The organism is Shewanella ulleungensis (assembly GCF_014648315.1).
GTDB classification, from domain to species: Bacteria; Pseudomonadota; Gammaproteobacteria; order Enterobacterales; family Shewanellaceae; genus Shewanella; species Shewanella ulleungensis.
Map to the genome: position 1 here is coordinate 54,357 of NZ_BMQW01000009.1, position 19,611 is coordinate 73,967.

A 19,611-nucleotide genomic window follows, 5' to 3' on the forward strand; every position below is an offset into this window, starting at 1 on the left:
ATTCTCATTCTAAGCAAATTAGTCATGGTACAAATAGCATTTTTTTGTAGGTTTACCGCTTTGCATCTATCCCGTAAACTGCACTATCTAAATTTTTCCTGTTAATTAACGAGAGCATTCTATGTGGTTTAAAAATCTCACCCTGTATCGTTTCAACAAACCGTTTACTACTGATACCGAAACATTAGAAACGGCTCTAGCCGATTTCACTTTCTCTCCATGCTCTAGCCAAGACATTAGTAAGTTTGGATTTTCAAATGCATTAGGCAAAAAAGGCAATGCATTAGTTCATAGTGCAGAAAATCGTCATTTAATCTGTGTAACCAAAGAAGAAAAGATTCTACCCGGCCAGGTAATTAAAGAAGCGCTAGATGAAAAAGTGGCTGAAATAGAAGAACAAGAAAACCGTAAGGTCACTAAAAAAGAAAAAGACACTATTAAAGATGAGATAACCACCACGTTATTACCACGGGCATTTTCACGCCGTAGTCAAACTCACGCATTGATAATGCCCGAACTCGAAATGATTTTAGTAGATAGCTCAAGCGCCACAAAAGCAGAAGAGCTACTGGCATTATTACGCAAAGCGGTTGGCAGTCTACCGGTAATACCATTGAGTTTTGCAACACCAATTGAAACCACACTAACGCAGTGGCTACAAGCAGGCGAAGCGCCAGCCCCTTTTGAGATGCAAGATGAAGCTGAATTAAAATCTGATTCTGATGAAGGTGGAATCGTTCGCTTTAAACAACAGGTATTGCAAGAAGATGAAGTGCTTGCTCATATCGCTACTGGCAAACAGGTTCATAAATTAGCGCTACACTTTGGCCAATCGATCGCTTTTTTAATGCAATCTGATGCTAGCGTAAAACGTATTAAGTTTTCAGAAGAATTTAGAGCGGGTAATGATGAAGTTGGCACCGAAGATCCTATTGCACGTCTTGATGCCGACTTTGCTTTGATGGGCAGCGAGTTAGTCACCTTTATCAATGCGCTTAATCAAGCATTTGGCCCACTCGAACAAAGCGTATAATACTTAGGACATAATATGAAACTATACGGCAGCTTTACCTCGCCTTTTGTTCGTCATTGTCGAATTGCACTATTAGAGTCGACGCTTGATTACGAATTTATTGAAACAGATCAAGCAGCGAGTGCGACATTATCGCCAACAAAGCGCGTTCCGCTTTTACAAGATGGCGAGTTAACGCTCACCGATTCGAGTGCCATATTACGTTATATTCGCAATAAATCATCGGTCCCATTTATTGAAAATACGACCCAATTTGATCAATATTGCATGATCAACACCGTACTCGACAGCACAATTAATTTGTTTTTCTTAGCGCGTGATGGTGTCGATATTGAGCGCTTTGATTATACGCTTAGGCAAGCACAGCGAATTGAGTCTATTTTAAACGAATTGGAGCAACACAAATGGCCACTTCATGGCCCATTTGATGATGTTCAGATCAGATTAGCTTGCTATTTGAGCTGGGCAGTATTTCGTCAACAGATGAGTATCGACAGTTATCCTAGAATGAAGCTGTTTTTAGCGGCAATTGAACAAGAACCATTTTTTATTGAAACTGCGCCACCAGCTTAATTTAGCTAAAGTAAAAAATAAAAAAAGCCCTGAAATATCAGGGCTTTTTATTGCTAATAATAAGAGCTATGCATCGTTATCACTCTTAATCCATTCACCGTCTGCATCAAATGGCCAATCAATACCAAGCCATGCTTTAAAGAATGCTTTTTGTTCTGTTGTAACAGATTCGAGTGCTTGAATGCTTAACTCGCCTTTAGGTTGCTCACCTAAAACCATACTGACATCTTTTAAACGATCGTTACTAAATACCGTTAATTTAACCTTGTCACCTGGTTTGAAGTCTTCAAAACGCTTTGCAAAACCCTCCGCGGTAACCTTTAAGCCGTTAACCGCAATCAACTCATCACCCGCAGTCAGACCAGCTTTCCACGCAGGGCTATTTTTCGCCACGGTTGCCAACACTAAATCAGCATGTAAACCAGATAAACCAATACCGGTTTCGACTTGAGTTTTCGCTTTATCGCCATAGGTTGTGACTAACCCTGCTTGTGCCAATAACGTATCGAATTCTAAGATGAATGGTTGGTTAACAAATTTCTGCCACCAAGGTTGATAATCTTTGCCTGTTAACGTGGTAAGAATATTTTGCACGTCAGCCACGTTATAACCCATTGGGATTTTAAAGTTTTGGTATAACGCTTTATGCACATCACGGTAAGAATGCGCCAATTGGCTGTCTTGGATAACACTAAAATCCAAAGCCATAGACGCAAGATAACCCTCAGAATAGATATTCACACTGTGGTTAATTGCATAGTCTCCCCAAGTGCTACTCCACTGGCCTAAACTCGCCTCTGCAACGGATTGAGTATCACGACCGGGGTTGTTTTCATTAAGTACAATTCGCAGACTTAAATCTTCGAAAAATTCTTTTGCCGTCATTACACCAGCACGAAGTAATAACTGATTTTGAAAATAGCTGGTTGAGCCTTCAGCAACCCAGAGCAAATCAGTCATGTTTTCAGATTGGTAATCATAAGGTACCAAACCTTGTGGGCGATACGATTTGACATTCCAAGTATGGATAAACTCGTGGGATGCAGTGCTAATAAAACGTAAATAATCTTCTCGCTCACGAAAATTAAAGCGCGGTAACTGGATAACCGTAGAATTAAGATGTTCGGTAGCACCTCGAGCTCCGCTTGTGGCATGCACCATATACACATAACGCTCAAATGGGTAATCGTCCCAAATCATTGACGCTTGACCACTAATTTTGTGTAAATCAGTAATGATTTGCTCAGTGTCGTAATTGCCCTCGCCCCAAAATACCACATCATATTCACGACCATCAGCTTCAAAACTAAAGTGTTGGTTAATACCCGTTTCAATAGGTGAATCAGCAAGAACATCATAATTAGCCGCTTTGAATGAATGTGAGTTACGGCCTTTATCCATGCCAGAAAAGCTCTTCCAGCCTTTTGGTACTTTCATTTCAACGGTGATAGGTTGTTGGCGAAACTCAGGACTATACATAAATACGCCACTGGCATCTAAGTAAGCATGGCTTTCATCAATATGGCGCAACCGGTCGCCTAATTCATTAGCGTGTAACTGATAGCTCACTTTTACGGCTGTAGGCTGAGTTAAATTAATGGTCCACTCACCGCTTGCCGTTCGCTGCCAAGGCAATACCTTACCCTTACTGTCAGTGGCTTCAAATAATCGTACTCCATCAGCAACAGGCAATACTTGATAACGGCCTGTGCGCCACACGGGTAAATTGACGGTTAACTGTGTCGATTCGGTTTTAGGAAAAGAAACGCTAACTTGCGCTAGATGATGTATTGGTTGGTCAATATCAATATGGTAATCAACATCTGCCAACGCCGACGTCGTAAAGCACATCGAAAAAAGCGCACTTGTGGTTAAAAATGCAAGATTAGTAGGTTTCACTCTAGGTTCCTTCTGGTATGATTCTATTTGTTTTTATTTTAAATTCCGAACAATTATAACAATCTACGCTAATTTACAAAGTGGCCATTTACGACTCATTACAAAATGTATTACTAAGTCGGTAAATATGGATGCGGTTTACACGCTATCGTTATCTGCCCAGCGTTATTTTTAAGAAACATATTAAAGGGTTTAATTGCTATGCTGCGACTCGCTCACCTTGTCTTATTCATTTCACTATTTCTCAGCTCAGTCGCGGACGCTAAAGATCTTGAACAACAAGAAATTGAATTTAAAGAAAACCCCAATAAGCTATTAATTAAACTCTCAAAGTCGACTGAATTTCCGTTACAGTTCACCAATAAAGAAGAGTTTAGTAAAATTGCTAACGATTTAGGCTATGAACCTATTGAGTTACAACGAGATTTAGAAGTGCTCGCTAGAGTCAATCTTGAAACCAATTTGAGCTCGCCGACAAAATACGACGATGCAAAATTATTAATTGGGCAACTTGACGCAATTGCTTCTAACGCCTTCGATGAAGCTATGGTCATTATGCTAAAGGCGAGATTGAGGGCGCGCGAAAATAAAGAATATCAGCCGATTATTGTGCAATACATGGATGCGTTAAACAAAATCAACACTGACATGAGCCTACAAGCAACACTGTTTAAATATATTATCCACGAACATTTAGGTGGATTACATATGATGTTGCTCCAATCCGCTCCATCGTTGTCACATTACAATCGCTATCGAGAAATTGCTTATCAGCTTCACAATGACTACTTCATCGCAGAAGCAGAAACCGCGCTGGGTAAATATTACAACCGTAATGGTGACAAGGCAAAATCACTGCAACATTTTAGCGAAGCATTTAGGTTAGCCAGTGGGGTTAATTACCCTATGTTAAAATCACAAGCATTAATCAATTTAGCACGTACTTATCGAGATTTAGAACAATGGGACGATGCCTTAAAATATGCCCATGAAGCCGCTGAAATTCAGCAGCAATTAGGCTTTGAAACCTACCTTGCCGAAACATTGAATGTCATTGCAATGGTATATGAAGGACAAGAGAAATGGAGTAAAGCGGTAGATTACTATTTAAATGCACAACAAGTTAACGAGCGTGTAGGTAATGTAATTGCCGTAGGGATTAACTTTCATAACATTGGCGGCATTTACGCTAAACTCAATAATATTCCAGCCGCACTTAATGCATTACAGCGTGCTAATGATATTTTTAGATCGCTAAAAACTAACCATTACTTAGTTCATAACGAGTTATTATTCACCCAAATCAATGCACAACAAGGCCAATGGGCTGAAACAATCGATCACGCAAAAAAGACACTTGAACTAGCTAAAAAGCTGAAACAGACTGATATCCAAATTGAAACATTAGGTTATTTATCAACTGCATATCGTAAAACCAATGATCTCAATGCGGCTATCGATACTGTGGAAAGTATCATTACATTAACCAATAACCATGACGATGATACAAAAGACGATAAAAGCTACTCAGAGCTCACAGAACAAAAGTTAAAATTTGAATTAACACTGCTCAGCAACAAGCTAGAGCAACAAATAACAAAAAACAAACACCATCAATTGATTATTATTTTATTGGCTTTTAGCTTAAGTATTGTTATCGCTGTAGTGATCTTTATTTGGCGTAAATTGGCACTTAAAAACGCCTTATACCTAGATGCTAAAGTGATTAACCATATCGAGCCTATGACGCAAATAGCGGGATATCGTGCATTTATTGAAAAGTTAGACACCTTAGACCCGAGTGAACCTCAAACATTGGCACTGATCAATATTGATGAACTTAATAATCTTGATATACAGCTCGGATTAACTGAATCACGTGCATTAATGCAAAAGTTGATTGTACAAATGAGTCAACATCTCAACACTGAAGTCTTCATGATCCGCTCAGGGCAGCTGGCATGCTATTTTAATCAACAACGAAATGCTGACTATATTTACGATGCATTAGTCATGTGTCTTGAAAAATTAAACAACATACAACCTAATATCCCGCATTTTGCTCATTTACAGGATGCACACAAAGCGAGTATTGGCCACATCAATTTACCCTTGTTAAGCAATCCTGACGTTAACATCAGTGCTCAACTGCATTTCGAAACACTTCAGTACGCATTAGCGGCTGCCATCGATATTAAAGAGAAACCTGCTTATGTTTCATTAAGGCCGCTTAATTTCGCGCCAGCCGCTATTTTTATGCCACCGCTATATTTAAATCTAACTCAAGCGTTGAACAGAGGCATCATTCGAGCTGAAAGCAACCGAAATACTTTAGATATCAATTGGCCAAAAAGCTAATTGCCTAATAAACTAGCAGTTATGTTCTAATTACGAATCTTTATTAGCAATTAGATTTGTTGCACAACATTAATGAGATAACATCTATAATATACGGACTAAGAGATCATCCTTAGCACTAGGATTGTGGCACTAGATAGTTTATTGCTATCTAATTAATAGTAGGCAATGTAATAATGAAAGAGTCTGATACCGCTATTTCGCAAATAACATTAATGAAGCAAAAGCTTCATGCAGCGAAACTTGCACTGGATGAGATTAATACTGATCGCAATGACAAATTAAAAACGCTGATCCAGTTTATTAGCCATTTAAGCCTTGCTTGCAAAGGACAAAACTTAGAGTTAGACAATAAGCTGGCTAAGTTGCGTCATCATATGCAAAATTTTGAGCAAATTGATGAAGCCCTTCCTGAATTGGTTGATATAGAGCGCCTACTTAAATCACAATACAGCCATACTATGTCACGCTTAGAGGACAGTCGTCTCGGCCTGACACGTGTTATTCGTCAAATTCAACGCATCAACTCAGCACCAGATAAACTCAAAAAAGAAATCACTTATTTTAAACAAGATCTTAGCAAACCTTTTCATACTGTATGGGAATACATTCCTAAGGTTGAAAAACTCATCTTTTTTTATGAAGAGATTTTGAAGCAGGAAATTTCTGGCACTGACAACTACGATATTTTGCCGCAACACATACAACTGGCAAGAGAACTGGCAGCAAAAATAGCAGAGGTTGAGTTCAGAAAAGATCAACGAGATCAAATACTCGTAATTAAAGAAGTATTACTCGGCGATATTCATGTTAATGGTTTACTTGACGCATACCAAACCATCTTAAGTCTACTGCTAGACAATATTGCTCGTGAAAAAACAGCATCACAAGACTTCTTATTCGCCTTAAATGATGCGCTAAGTATCGTCCGAGACGTGGTTAACAGTACTTATAATAACAGCCAGCGCAGCGAACAATTAAAAGGTCAATTAAACAAAGAAATTAACTTACGTGTGAATAATGCTGACTCATTAGTGGTTGATCTTGATAATATTATTGAACTGAAAACTCAGCTTACCGTACAATTATCTTCTCTGCGTGATGCACTCTCTCGCAAAGAAGCACTCGAGCAGCGTGAGCAAACTATTTTACGCAAATCGATAGACTCTATGCGTAAAGAACTGAACGCAATGAGTAACGAAGCAAACACTTACAAAGAAAAGCTATTCGAACACCAAAAACTGAATCTATTAGATCCGCTTACTCAGCTGTCAAACCGCACAGCTTTAGAAGACCGAATGGAACAGGAATACCGTAACCATGTACGCTTTAAAACGCCATTATGGATTGCCATAACAGATATCGACCACTTTAAAGCCATTAATGATAACTTTGGCCATAGTACCGGCGATAAAACCTTACAAGTGATTGCTATGGCACTTAAAAACTCATTGCGTGACAGTGAATTTGTGGCACGTTATGGTGGTGAAGAGTTTGTCTTGTTATTACCAGGCATTACAGATGAACACATCTCACTGATGCTTAACCGAGTTAGAGAAAAGATTAAAAACATTCCGTTTAAGTTTAAAAATCAGAGAATTACAGTTACATTATCTATAGGTGCTGCACAGGTAATGGAAAATGAGACGCTCGAAGAAGCATTCGAAAGAGCAGACGCAGCATTATACCAAGCAAAAAACAACGGCAGAGACCGGGTCGTTATTGATATCTAGTCCATTGCCAAACAATGTTCTTTGGACTCAATAACAAGTATTCGAGTCCAAAGGAGTTGCTTATGATCGTAAAAATTAGTCCACGTGGTAGTCTAGATCAACTGTCTCAATTAGAAGTAGAACGCCTTAGACAAGGCGCCAAAAGCGACCTTTATCAATTATACCGCAATTGCTCACTTGCTGTGCTCGCCTCAGGTTTAATCAGCGACAGTTCAGAAGAGTTATTTACCCGCTACGAATCTTTCAATGTCAATATTTTGCAGCGTGAACGCGGCATTCAAATCGAATTAATTAATCCGCCCACCCAAGCATTTGTCGACGGCGAAATTATTGTTGGTATTCAAGAGCACTTATTCGCAGTATTGCGAGACATTATCTACATCAGCAATAAATACGATAATTTAAAACACATTGATTTGACCAATGCGAGTCACATTACCAATGTGGTGTTTGATATTTTACGTAATGCTCAAGCCATATCGCCAATGAAAGATCCCAATGTTGTTGTGTGCTGGGGTGGTCATAGTATTAATCCTGTCGAGTATCAATACACACGCGATGTAGGTTATCAATTAGGGCTTCGAGGTCTAGATATCTGCACAGGTTGCGGTCCAGGAGCAATGGAAGGCCCGATGAAAGGAGCCACTATTGGCCATGCAAAACAACGGGTACATAATGCACGTTACATCGGCTTAACCGAGCCCAGTATTATCGCAGCAGAACCACCAAACCAGATTGTGAATGAACTGGTAATTTTACCGGATATTGAGAAGCGACTCGAGGCCTTTGTTCGACTAGGACATGGTATCGTGATATTTCCAGGTGGTGCAGGCACTGCAGAAGAACTGCTGTACTTTTTAGGTATTTTATTGCACAAAGATAACTGCAATAGCCCATTTCCACTAATATTAACTGGCCCTGCTGAAAGCGCAGAATACTTTACAGAAATAGATGCTTTTATTGGTGCAACACTCGGTGCAGAAGCCCAAAGTAAATATCAGATCATTATTGACGACCCAGTGCAAGTTGGCCAAATAATGAAACAAGGAATGACTGAGGTTAAAAACTATCGTAAAAATAAAGGTGACGCGTATCAATATCAATGGTCACTAAAAATAGAGCCTGAATTTCAATTACCCTTTGATCCAACCCATGAAGTTATGGCAAATTTAAACTTATACTTTCAAGACAACAAAGCAGAACTTGCCGCTAATTTACGCAAAGCATTTTCGGGCATTGTTGCGGGTAATGTTAAAAGTGACACGATTAAACTTATCCAACAACACGGGCCTTTTAACATACAAGGTGATGTGCAACTCATGCACATGATGGATAACCTGTTAACGGCATTTGTAAAACAACAACGGATGAAATTACCAGGTAGCGCGTATGTGCCCTGCTACAAGATAATAAAAACTAATGAATAAACTGCTGATTATTGATGGATTAAACCTTGTGCGCCGTATTCACGCAGCGCTACCAGATGAAAACGACATAACCAGCGTGCAGCAACGCACTCTGGCTGCATCGCAAAAGATGTTGCTGCAACATCAACCCACTCACGTAATCGTCGTGTGGGATGGTAATGAGACATCCTGGCGCAAGGTATTGTACGAAGATTATAAAAAAGGACGTAAGCCAATGCCCACAGCGTTAAGCGAAGGGCTAGCAAAAATCAAAACGACATTAGCAGACAATGATATTCACTCATTTGATGCACAATCAGAGGCAGACGATGTTATTGCCACGATTGCGACCAAAGTGATAAGCAACAAAGGTGAAGTCGTTATCGTTTCGACCGACAAAGGCTTTAGCCAGTTACCCACCAAAAACCTAACCTTATGGGATCACTTTAATCAACAAACGTTTGATATCAAACAATACGAAAAAAAACTTGGGGTTGAACAATATCAGCTCCTTGATTTTATCGCGCTTGCTGGAGACAGCGGTAATAAAATCCCTGGAATTACCGGTATAGGGCCAAAATCGGCAGCTGACTTACTCAATAAATTTAGAACCCTTGCTAACTTATATCGCTCGCTTGATAACCTAGGCGCTAAACAGGCGCAAAAGCTTGCTGAAGGGAAAGAAATGGCACGGATTAGTTATAAGCTTGCCCAACTGCAAACCGATATTCCACTCAATGTGAACTTAAAACAATTTAGGGCCAAGAACGCTGATTAATTTGTATTTCACATTCCCAGAGACAACAAAAAAAACGCCTCAGTATCATTGATACTGAGGCGTTTTGAAACTGTAAGGCTTTAGTCAAATAGTGGGTTAGTCAACTTTTTTATACTCTTGGTAAGCTTCACCTTGAGATAGCCATTGCGGTGCAGGCTCACCTTTTAAATAATGGTCAAAGTATTGTTTCATTTTAATACTGTAATCCAATTTATTTGGGTATTTTTTCAAATGATGTGGTTCGTCTTGATATTGCAAAAACACCACATCTTTGCCCGCACGGCGCATCGCTAAATACAATTCCACACCTTGCTCCCAAGGCACAGCATCATCTTTATCACCAAACATAATCATCATCGGCGTTTGAATGCGATCAGCATAAAAGATAGGCGAGTTTTCAATGTACTTTTGCGGTGCTGCAAATAAGCTTGCTCCAATGCGGCTTTGACCGGTTTCGTATTGAAATTGACGAGCCAAGCCAGAACCATGACGAATACCGCTATAAGCACTGGTCATGTTTGACACTGGAGCGCCAGTGACCACTGCCTTAAATATATTGGTTTGAGTCACAGCATATGCACTTTGATAACCGCCCCATGAGTGGCCCTGTATCCCTACTGCATCGGGATCTGTCACGCCCATCTCAATGAGTTTTTGCACACCAGCAGTTAATGCTTTAACAGACGAAATACCAGGATAGCCAATTTCAAAACGAATATCGGGCAAAAAGATGGCATAACCATTATCGGCATACCAAGCAAAATTAGGACGATGATTCAGCTTCATATCGGGGAAAGCATGTAACCTGTCGCTCATAAAACGGTAAAAGTACACCATGGTTGGATACGCTTTACCCGCTTGGTAATTGGTCGGCTTAATTAATACCCCATCCATTTTTACCCCATCGCCATCACGCCAATGCACAAGCTCGGCATTGCCCCAGGCAAAATCATTACGTTGCGCATCAAGCGTAGTGAGTTGTTTGGCATTTTGTACATTGTTAACATCAGCACTGTACAAATCAGGATACAAGTCATAGCGTTGTTTAGAGAAAACAACTGTATTGGCATCGTTCGCGCGGGCTAATAAAGTTAATTTACTGTCGCCAGTAGTCATAGCTCTAACACCTTGCTTACCCACTGTCGCAGCATAAAAGGTATCGGCTTTGGTTGTATGGCTGTAACCTTGTAACAACAGTTGTTGACCCTGAGTTACCGTTGCTGGTAGTCGCTTCTTTTTGACTAAACCCACGACTCTAAATTGCGTGTTATTCTTTCGTCCTTCACCGTTGGTTAACATAAAACCTTTATGTGACGATGTATTAAATTGCCACATATCGAATTTATCGTAGAAAGTCACACCACTATCGTCGGATAACCAAGGGCCAAAACCATATCCAGGAGCTTCGCTGGGATAATCATGATCCTCGTCGGCAAATGGGCTGCTGATGTTCTGTGTTAGATTAACGTTACGACCAGACAAAATATCGCGCAAATACACACTGCCCTGTTGGTAATAAGCCAGATATTTAGCATTTGGCGACAACGTTGGCATAGCGTCACTCGGTTGCTGTACCAATATTTGCTGTTTGTTGCCAGTCCTCAGATTAACCAAGTACACATCACGGTAAAAACCAGCCCAAGTAATCATTTTTTGATACGGTACATCTGTGCTTGCTAACAGATAATCAGTTTGTTCACCATAAGTGACATCGGGTATATCCTGATCAGCTAATTGCACCATTTTGTTTGTATCTAAATGCAAAACCGCAAGGTAAGTACGCTTTAACTCTTTTGCATACTCTTTAACTTCTTGTGGTTTAATTTTAGCATCGTCTCCATGCCATACTCTCAACTGCTTTTGTGCAGTAATAACATCGGGATTAACAACATCATCAGCATTATTGTATTTTGCTTGTTCCGCTTGCTGAGCCACACTCGGCACGCGGCCAACAAATAAACGTTGGCTATCTTTAGAAAACTGCACACTAGAATACTGATTGTAACTCCAACGATTATCTTTAGCATATGTACGCAGTTTTTTGCTGTTAATATCAAACAATACCAGCTCATGTTCACGTCCATAACGCTCAACAGAATCATTACCTTTAGTCAATGCAACGAAACGCCCATCAGGACTGATGGCTAATGATTCAAGCTGTTCGTTATCGCTATTAAACACATTCTCACGGGTAAATGAGTCAAGCTTAACCAAGATTAGGTTATGTGATGTTGGTTGGTGCTGATTTTGTAATACTGCTAAGTACTTACCGGCTTTATCAAACGTATATTGCGTGACGTTGTCTAGCGATAACTGCTCATTAGTTGCAAGCTTTACCAATGTAATAGAGGTTCCTACATCTTTTTTATCGGCAGGCTTTTCATCTTCAGTTTGTTCATTCTTAGCTTTTTCAGCAATGATCTTTTTATCCGAATTATCGGCAGATACTTCAGCATTATCGTCGCTAGCATCGGCGGGTTTGTACTTCAATAACAAATAAGCACCATCTTCACTAAATATGGCAGTATCGACGTTATCAAACTGTTGCTGGTTGCCAGTGTCAGTCGCTAAAAGCACCACAGAGTGAGGTAAATCGTCACTTTTTTCTGTTTCACGTTCAAACAAAGACGCTTCAATATTCGCAAGTACAAAGCGACCGTCGGCGCTCACTTTAACATTGCTACCATGCTCAATTTGATATTGCTTATTACTATTACTAAAGCGCACTAATGCACGGCTATCACCGCGGTCTGGCATAGCTTGCACCGCGATAACTTTGCCATTATCCGACACAACAGGCTGTTGCAGAGTTTCAAACTTCATTATATCGTCAATGGCTAATGCCCGCGGCGCCGCAACGCTTGAAGCACTAAAAGACAGGCATATTGCCAGTGGAATTAAATTAAATACCTTCACAGTTTCCTCTAATTATTATCATGTTGGATGGTCTGTTTTTTCAATGGCTGACAAGCAGCGCCATTAAATCGATGATCATTCGACCAAAGTCGTCTATATAAAAACGCCTTAGCGAATAAGCTATCCGTGGTCAACATCTGGCTCTGGTCACTAATAGCCACAGTCTTTCTTAGAAAAATCCAAATCGAACTGATTGATAGTTCATAGTAAAACAAACAGATTAGGATTGACTTAAAAATAACGAAAATTATGTGATAATACTCACTATTTTCTGTAAATAAACGTTAAAAGTCGTTAAAATACGCCGCAGAAAAACGACGGATTTTATCGTCGTCTGACCGTAGCAATAATGCGGTTCAACACTTGCTGTAACCACAATCGTGGAAAGGACTATTCATGTCAAAACGTACAATTACCGTAATCCCTGGTGATGGGATTGGACCTAGCATTATCGATTCAGCCTTAAAAATCCTCGACAAGGCAGGATGTGACTTTGAATATGAATTCGCAGATGCCGGGCTAACCGCACTAGAAAAACACGGTGAACTATTACCACAACGTACACTGGACCTTATCGAAAAAAACCGTATCACCTTAAAAGGTCCATTAACAACGCCTGTCGGTGAAGGCTTTACTTCAATCAATGTAAGCCTTCGTAAAAAATTCAGCTTATATGCTAACGTCCGCCCAGTTAATTCTTTTAAAGGCACTCAAGCACGTTACGAAAACATCGATATCATTACGGTTCGTGAAAACACTGAAGGTATGTATTCTGGGTTGGGCCAAAAAGTATCTGATGACGGTCAAACAGCTGAAGCAACCAGTATTATTACACGCCAAGGCGCTGAGCAAATTACCACATTTGCTTACGAGCTAGCGCGTAAAGAAAACCGTAAAAAAGTCACTATCGTTCATAAAGCGAACATCATGAAGTCGACTTCAGGTTTATTCTTGAAAGTCGCGCGTGAAGTGAGTCTACGTTACCCTGACATTACAACTGAAGAAATGATTGTTGATGCAACCTGCATGAAATTAGTCATGAACCCTGAAAATTTTGATGTAATTGTAACTACGAACCTATTTGGTGACATCTTATCAGACTTATGCGCAGGTCTCGTAGGTGGTTTAGGCATGGCACCTGGCGCTAACATTGGTCGTGATGCTGCTATTTTTGAAGCTGTCCACGGCAGTGCCCCAGACATAGCAGGTAAAAACCTTGCTAACCCAACGTCAGTTATTTTGGCATCGATTCAAATGCTTGAGTATTTAGGTATGTCTGATAAAGCGGTCATGATACGCGATGCCGTTTCTGCAGTGATTGAAGAAGGTGATCGTACGACTCGCGATTTAGGTGGTACTTACGGCACTACTGACTTTACCCAAGCTGTTCTTGATCGTTTAGGCTAATCACTTCTTCTTAAAAAGACTTGAAGCTCAATAAAAAGCCCGCTGATAATGACTATCAGCGGGCTTTTTATATTAATCGATATTGAGATTATTAAGCGTAACTCACACCCTTTTCAGGGAATAACCATAAGTGCACGGTGACTTCATCACGGTCATGATATAAGTGCTTACACTGCATTTTAAAGTCAATTTCGTTCTCAGTTAAAATGGTGGCCATGGTTTCTAAAATGGTACTCACTTCTTTGTAGCGGCTCTTCATCGGTAATTTAAGGTTAAAGATAGCTTCTTTAAACCAGCCGTTAATTGCCCATGCTTCCATTAATTCAGCTACACGCGCAGGCTTTTCAACCATGTCACATACTAACCAGTAAATATTTTTACGCGGTGGCTCAAAACGAAAACCATCGGCGCGATAATGTTTAACCTGGCCTGTTTCCATTAATTTAGGATCCATTGGGCCATTGTCAATTGCAGCAACCATCATACCGCGACGAACAAGCTGATATGTCCAACCACCGGGGCAAGCCCCTAAGTCAACAGCATTCAAGCCACTACGACAACGTGTCTCTTGCTCTTCTTTAGTTAAAAATACCCCAAAAGCTTCATCGAGTTTTAAACTTGAGCGGCTGGGTGCATCGGTTGCCATTTTTAAACGAGGAATACCCATAAAATGAGGTGAGCTATTGTTACTCAACGAATAACCGGCATAGGCTTTGCCCGGGCCAATAAAACATACATGAATAATAGGGCGACGATCATTTTCTGCACCGAGTAGTGCGCCACTTTTCTTTAAACCTTGACGAAGCGGTACCGTAAATTTACGGCAAAAAGCAGACAGTTCTTTAGCTTCATTAGTGTCTGGAGTCTCAACACGTAAGTCGCCACATTTTGATAACTCAGATAATGCAGCAACTACAGGGCTAACGCGGTCTTGCTCAGGTAAATCAGACAATAACTCGCCTGCGGCAAACATTTGTCTAGCGAAGACTAATGAACTTAGCGCCAAATCTTTAGCTAAAGTATCCGCCCCATCCTCTTCAAAACATTGATAAATAACATACGCATCATTAACGTTGGTTTTAACAAAACCACCGACATTCAGTTCTGCTGCACGTTGTTGAATTTCTGCCGCACAGTCTTTTTCATAGCCTGATCGACAAAATAGGAATAGGTTTTTCATTTGGAGCCTTAACGTAAGGATGGTCGCATTGAATCGCGAGACAATAATCCCGCTATTATACCCAAAAAAACGTCAGGAGGGAGAATTTAGACGAACCGTTATTTATCTGTTTTTGATTGCCAAATAGCGGCAGCAAATAACAGCCAACCAATGAGTAAACATAACCCTCCCATGGGGGTTATAGGCCCAATCCATTTGGCGCCAGTAAAGGCATATAAATACAATGAACCAGAAAATAACACCATGCCAGCTATGAAGCTGTAAGCAGCCCAGTTGAGTAATCTAGAGGTAATCCATTGGCCAGAAAATGCTAATGCGATCAATGCAAAGGTATGGTAAAACTGATACTCAACACCCAGTTTAAAAATACTCACTAACTCTGGTGGTGCTATTGCTTTTAGCCCATGAGCACCGAAAGCTCCCAATGCCACCGCTAAAAAGCCGCTCATGGTTGCGACAAGTAACACGCCTTTATTCATGTCATCAATCCTTTCAATACCCAAAAATTTAACTGTTAGAAGTAATAAATTGACGAATACAGCTTACTGCCAATTGCATATTACCCGCTAACGTATAACCGGACGACTTTCGAGGCTGCAGGCTGTGATCGCCATCGCTCATCCAGCACAATTGTGTTTTATCTGTTAACGCCCACGTTGGGACTTGCGCTAGGCCACCAAACTTATCTCGCTCACCTTGAACGATTAGAATAGGTAATGGATTAGTTTGAATAGGCGATAAACGTGGTTCGCCACCTTTTAACGGAATAAACGGATAACCTAAGCAAATGACAGCACTAATCTGAGCCGCAATATCTTGCGCTTGTGATGAAACAAAGGTGTGTTCTTTACTGGTTAACATGGCCGACATTCGTCCGCCCATTGATTTACCCATTAGCACGATTCGTTTAGGAGTAATTAGCCCTTGCTCAATTTTATGACCAACGTCTATCAGCACTTGCTCAAAATGATGCAACAATTTTGGCGCGCGATCAGGTGGACGACGTTTACCATCTTGCATATTGGCTTGCATATATAAAAAATTGAATCGGTAAACTTGAAAGCCAGCAGTGACTAATTGATCACTCATGTTGATCATAAACTCATGGTACATATTGGCACCGGCGCCATGAGCAAAGATTACCAAGGTATCACTTTTAGGTCCTTGTAAAACATAATCATGAGCCAGTTCAATTTGGCTATCCGGTGAGCAGTTCACTGCGCGACTCCTCTGCAAACATGTCGACCATCCATTCTCTGAACGCTGATATTTTACCTATTTCGGAGTGATTTTGTTGGCACACAAGGTAATAGGCATCTTTACTGACTAACACTTCAGAAAACGGGCAAATTAAGCGTCCAGCTTTAATGTCTGGCCTTGCCAACACACTGTACCCTAACGCAACACCTTGCCCGTGTGCTGCAGCTTGTAGCACTAATGACGAGTGACTAAATATCGGCCCCTGGTTAACATTAATGTCGGTAACACCGCATTGCCTAAACCACGCTTGCCAGTCTTGACGGCTCGAATCATGTAATAAAGTATGGAATTTTAAATCGCTGGGCTGAGATAAAGGCTTAGGACCATTTAACAATAAAGGAGAACACACAGGAATGAGCACTTCATTTCGTAATTTATCAGCACGTAACCCTGGCCAGTTACCTTGGCCATAATAAATCGCCACATCTACATCGTCGGTTAACGAACTGGCATCACTGTCTACGGCTTTAATACGTACATCGATATCAGGGTTTTTCTCGCTAAACTTTGCCAAACGAGGTACTAGCCATTGGATAGCAAAACTCGGAGACATACTTACCGTTAATGAACCGACAGCACTTCGAGCAAGTAGGCGATTGGTCGCTTCGCCAAGTTCAATAAAAATATCTTTGATATCGAGAAAGTAGCTTTGGCCTTCTTCTGTTAACAATAATGATCGATTCTTACGTCTAAACAGCTTTAGCCCTAAAAAATCTTCTAATGCTTTAATCTGATGACTTACTGCGGCTTGAGTGACGAACAACTCTTCTGCGGCGCGGGTAAAGCTCAGATGCCTTGCTGCGGCCTCAAATGCTTTCACCGCATTTAAGGGTGGCAATCGTCTAGACATAGTGATCAATCTCTCGTTTTATAATTAGTTTTTCTAATGACTATCGTTATTTTTTGTCGCTTGTAAAGAACACTGTGTTTGGTTAAATTAGCATCATTGAAAATACAGTTGGACAATCTCTACGACGTAATCGGGATAGTCCGGCAAATGTGATAAATTAGCCTGGAGGCTCACCCCTATGTTCAACTTAAAAATAATTGCTACGTTAATTCTGACATCCATCATTGGATTTACTACTGCACAAGCAACAGAGTTAGAGCCTATCAACATGAGTGATTTGCATGCAGAATTATCTCAAAGCATTGAAGCGATGAAAGTTGACATCAATGATGATGTTAACAGCATTTTAGTTGCAGACAATGAAGAAGCACAAAAAACTTCTGAAGCCATTCAAGCAAACTAATTTTTAGCGAGATATACAGACAATAAAAAACCGCATTAAATGCGGTTTTTTATTGTCTGTAAGTTTTTATTGTCTGTAAATAATCAACCAATCAATAACGTCATCGGCATTATTGATTGGCGTTATGCTTATGGACGGTAAACTTTAACGTTGGTATAACCCTGCTCAATTAAATACAACGCTTGCAATTTACTCATCACACCGCGATCACAATAGAGAAGATAAGTTTTGCTCTTGTCTAAATCAGCAAACTGAGTCGCTAATTTAAAAAATGGAATAGCTTTCACCGTCACGTTGTCTAATTCTAACGGTTTACGTTCTTCTTCTTCAGGTGCGCGTACATCAATAACAATCTCGCCAGAAGCCACGTCTTTAACCGTTTCTGTTTCAGTAACCTGCTTATTCATTTCAGCTTCAATATCGCGAATGTCCATCACCACAGCGGCATCAACAACACGGTCGATTAAATCCTCAGAGAATTTAAGCTCTTCTTTTTCTACTTTAGATAAAATTGCTTTCACGGTTGGTTTTTGTGAAATGACACCACAATATTCAGGAATAGATTTAGCAAAATCTTCAGTGCCAATCAAACGGCTCTGATTAATGATATCTTGTTTATCCATTGCAATCAGCGGGCGCAAAATCAATAAATCAGTACTGCGGTCAATCACGTTCAGGTTGGTTAATGTCTGGCTTGATACTTGGCCTAAACTTTCGCCTGTCACTAACGCTTGGATCCCAAATTTGTCAGCAATACGCGTTGCAGCGCGCATCATCATCCGCTTTAACACTACGCCCATTTGGCCATTATCAATACGTTCAAGAATTTCAGCCACGACAGGCTCAAACGGCACAGACACAAAACGTACCTTGTGAGATTCACCATACGTTTTCCACAAATGGTAAGCCACTTGCTTTACGCCAATCTCGTGCTGTGCACCACCAAGATTGAAAAAGCAGTAATGAGTACGGGCGCCTTTTTTAATAAACTGGAAACTCGATACGCCTGAGTCAAAACCACCAGAAATAAGTGATAACACGTCTTCTTGAGTCGCCATAGGAAAACCTCCCAGACCAGGAATACGACGCTCAACCATGTACAATTTGTCTTGATCAATTTCAAGATTCACTGTTACGTCTGGATTTTTAAGTTTTACACCAAGCGCGTCAGTGTGTTGGTTTAATCCGCCGCCAACATAACGTTCAACTTCAATAGAGTTAAAATCATGATTTCCTGAACGCTTAACCCGCACACAAAAGGTTTTACCCGCGATTTCATCGCGGTATTTAGGCAATACTTGCTGGTATATGTGATCAATTGAATCAAAAGCGTATTCACTCACCTGCACGACATGAGCAATCCCCGGAATACAGCCTAAACGTTCAGCAAACGCGTCGACTAACTCAGGCTTATTGTCTGGTACTTTCACTAAAATACGATCATATAAACGTTGTACCTTGGCTTCTTCATCAACCTTTTTCAGTACATTACGAATATTGGTTTCGAGCATTTTGGTAAAACGCATTCTTACCGACTTACTCTTCATCATTATTTCAGGGTATAGCTTTACAATAAACTTCATGGGGTTTCCGCAGGCATAACTTATCCCTTAGCACAGACACAATGTGGTTAGCTAAAAGGAATTGTAATACGTTGATTATAAATTGAAAAAACAGCTTACAGATTTGATACATAACGGTTTATTGATAAACCAAAGCAAAAGCGTAAGCAATAATTCGCGGATTATACCAAAAGCTGACTATTAACCAAACATATTCACCAGTTAATCATTCATTTTGTGCAGACTATACGGT

At 40.4% G+C, this 19,611-nt stretch carries 15 protein-coding genes; 8 read left to right on the top strand and 7 right to left on the bottom strand.

The window, feature by feature from the left end; genetic code table 11:
* The first annotated feature begins 121 nt into the window (after positions 1-121).
* Together rdgC and IEY40_RS15790 are read left to right on the top strand one after the other, a co-directional pair.
* The gene (rdgC, locus tag IEY40_RS15785) at positions 122-1,033 is read left to right on the top strand and encodes a recombination-associated protein RdgC (protein ID WP_188957839.1); all 912 of its coding nucleotides are present in this window, start codon (positions 122-124) and stop codon (positions 1,031-1,033) included.
* Positions 1,034-1,048: 15 nt separating this feature from the next.
* Positions 1,049-1,606, top strand: a complete 558-nt coding sequence (locus tag IEY40_RS15790; protein WP_188957841.1) for a glutathione S-transferase family protein — start codon at positions 1,049-1,051, stop codon at positions 1,604-1,606.
* A 66-nt stretch (positions 1,607-1,672) separates the two neighbouring features.
* Here IEY40_RS15790 and IEY40_RS15795 read toward each other — a convergent pair whose 3' ends face one another.
* Complete coding sequence (locus IEY40_RS15795; RefSeq protein WP_188957843.1) at positions 1,673-3,505, bottom strand: M61 family metallopeptidase; 1,833 nt, start codon at positions 3,503-3,505, stop codon at positions 1,673-1,675.
* A gap of 201 nt (positions 3,506-3,706) precedes the next feature.
* Here IEY40_RS15795 and IEY40_RS15800 point away from each other — a divergent pair, with 201 nt between their 5' ends.
* From IEY40_RS15800 to xni, 4 genes are all read left to right on the top strand, one after another.
* A complete protein-coding gene (locus tag IEY40_RS15800; RefSeq protein WP_188957845.1) occupies positions 3,707-5,863 on the top strand; it encodes a tetratricopeptide repeat protein in 2,157 nt (718 codons plus the stop codon).
* 176 nt (positions 5,864-6,039) lie between these two features.
* Positions 6,040-7,596, top strand: a complete 1,557-nt coding sequence (locus tag IEY40_RS15805; protein WP_188957847.1) for a sensor domain-containing diguanylate cyclase — start codon at positions 6,040-6,042, stop codon at positions 7,594-7,596.
* 62 nt (positions 7,597-7,658) lie between these two features.
* The gene (ppnN, locus tag IEY40_RS15810) at positions 7,659-9,023 is read left to right on the top strand and encodes a nucleotide 5'-monophosphate nucleosidase PpnN (RefSeq protein WP_188957849.1); all 1,365 of its coding nucleotides are present in this window, start codon (positions 7,659-7,661) and stop codon (positions 9,021-9,023) included.
* Positions 9,016-9,780, top strand: coding sequence for a flap endonuclease Xni (xni, locus tag IEY40_RS15815; RefSeq protein WP_188957851.1), 765 nt, complete (start codon positions 9,016-9,018; stop codon positions 9,778-9,780). The genes ppnN and xni overlap by 8 nt, the downstream gene beginning before the upstream one ends.
* A 96-nt stretch (positions 9,781-9,876) precedes the next feature.
* Here the strand turns inward: xni and IEY40_RS15820 are convergent, their stop codons facing one another.
* Positions 9,877-12,696: a S9 family peptidase gene (locus IEY40_RS15820; RefSeq protein ID WP_188957853.1), complete on the bottom strand. Its 2,820-nt coding sequence runs from the start codon at positions 12,694-12,696 to the stop codon at positions 9,877-9,879.
* Between the two features lie 396 nt (positions 12,697-13,092).
* On the opposite strand from IEY40_RS15820, the gene IEY40_RS15825 reads away from it, so the two are divergent.
* Positions 13,093-14,103, top strand: a complete 1,011-nt coding sequence (locus IEY40_RS15825; RefSeq protein ID WP_188957855.1) for an isocitrate dehydrogenase — start codon at positions 13,093-13,095, stop codon at positions 14,101-14,103.
* Between the two features lie 91 nt (positions 14,104-14,194).
* Here IEY40_RS15825 and rlmM read toward each other — a convergent pair whose 3' ends face one another.
* From rlmM to IEY40_RS15845, 4 genes are all read right to left on the bottom strand, one after another.
* On the bottom strand, positions 14,195-15,283 hold the full coding sequence (rlmM, locus tag IEY40_RS15830) for a 23S rRNA (cytidine(2498)-2'-O)-methyltransferase RlmM (RefSeq protein WP_188957857.1): 1,089 nt from the start codon (positions 15,281-15,283) through the stop codon (positions 14,195-14,197).
* A gap of 98 nt (positions 15,284-15,381) precedes the next feature.
* A complete protein-coding gene (locus IEY40_RS15835; protein WP_188957859.1) occupies positions 15,382-15,762 on the bottom strand; it encodes a DUF423 domain-containing protein in 381 nt (126 codons plus the stop codon).
* 28 nt (positions 15,763-15,790) lie between these two features.
* Positions 15,791-16,501 (bottom strand): alpha/beta family hydrolase, encoded by a 711-nt coding sequence (locus tag IEY40_RS15840; RefSeq protein ID WP_188957861.1) that lies wholly within the window; start codon positions 16,499-16,501, stop codon positions 15,791-15,793.
* Positions 16,482-17,393 (bottom strand): transcriptional regulator GcvA, encoded by a 912-nt coding sequence (locus IEY40_RS15845; RefSeq protein WP_160053940.1) that lies wholly within the window; start codon positions 17,391-17,393, stop codon positions 16,482-16,484. Before IEY40_RS15845 ends, IEY40_RS15840 begins: the two co-directional genes overlap by 20 nt.
* A gap of 178 nt (positions 17,394-17,571) precedes the next feature.
* Here IEY40_RS15845 and IEY40_RS15850 point away from each other — a divergent pair, with 178 nt between their 5' ends.
* Positions 17,572-17,796, top strand: a complete 225-nt coding sequence (locus tag IEY40_RS15850; protein ID WP_188957863.1) for a hypothetical protein — start codon at positions 17,572-17,574, stop codon at positions 17,794-17,796.
* A gap of 128 nt (positions 17,797-17,924) precedes the next feature.
* On the opposite strand, the gene thiI is transcribed toward IEY40_RS15850, so the two are convergent.
* Positions 17,925-19,379: a tRNA uracil 4-sulfurtransferase ThiI gene (thiI, locus tag IEY40_RS15855; RefSeq protein WP_188957865.1), complete on the bottom strand. Its 1,455-nt coding sequence runs from the start codon at positions 19,377-19,379 to the stop codon at positions 17,925-17,927.
* Positions 19,380-19,611 lie beyond the last annotated feature (232 nt).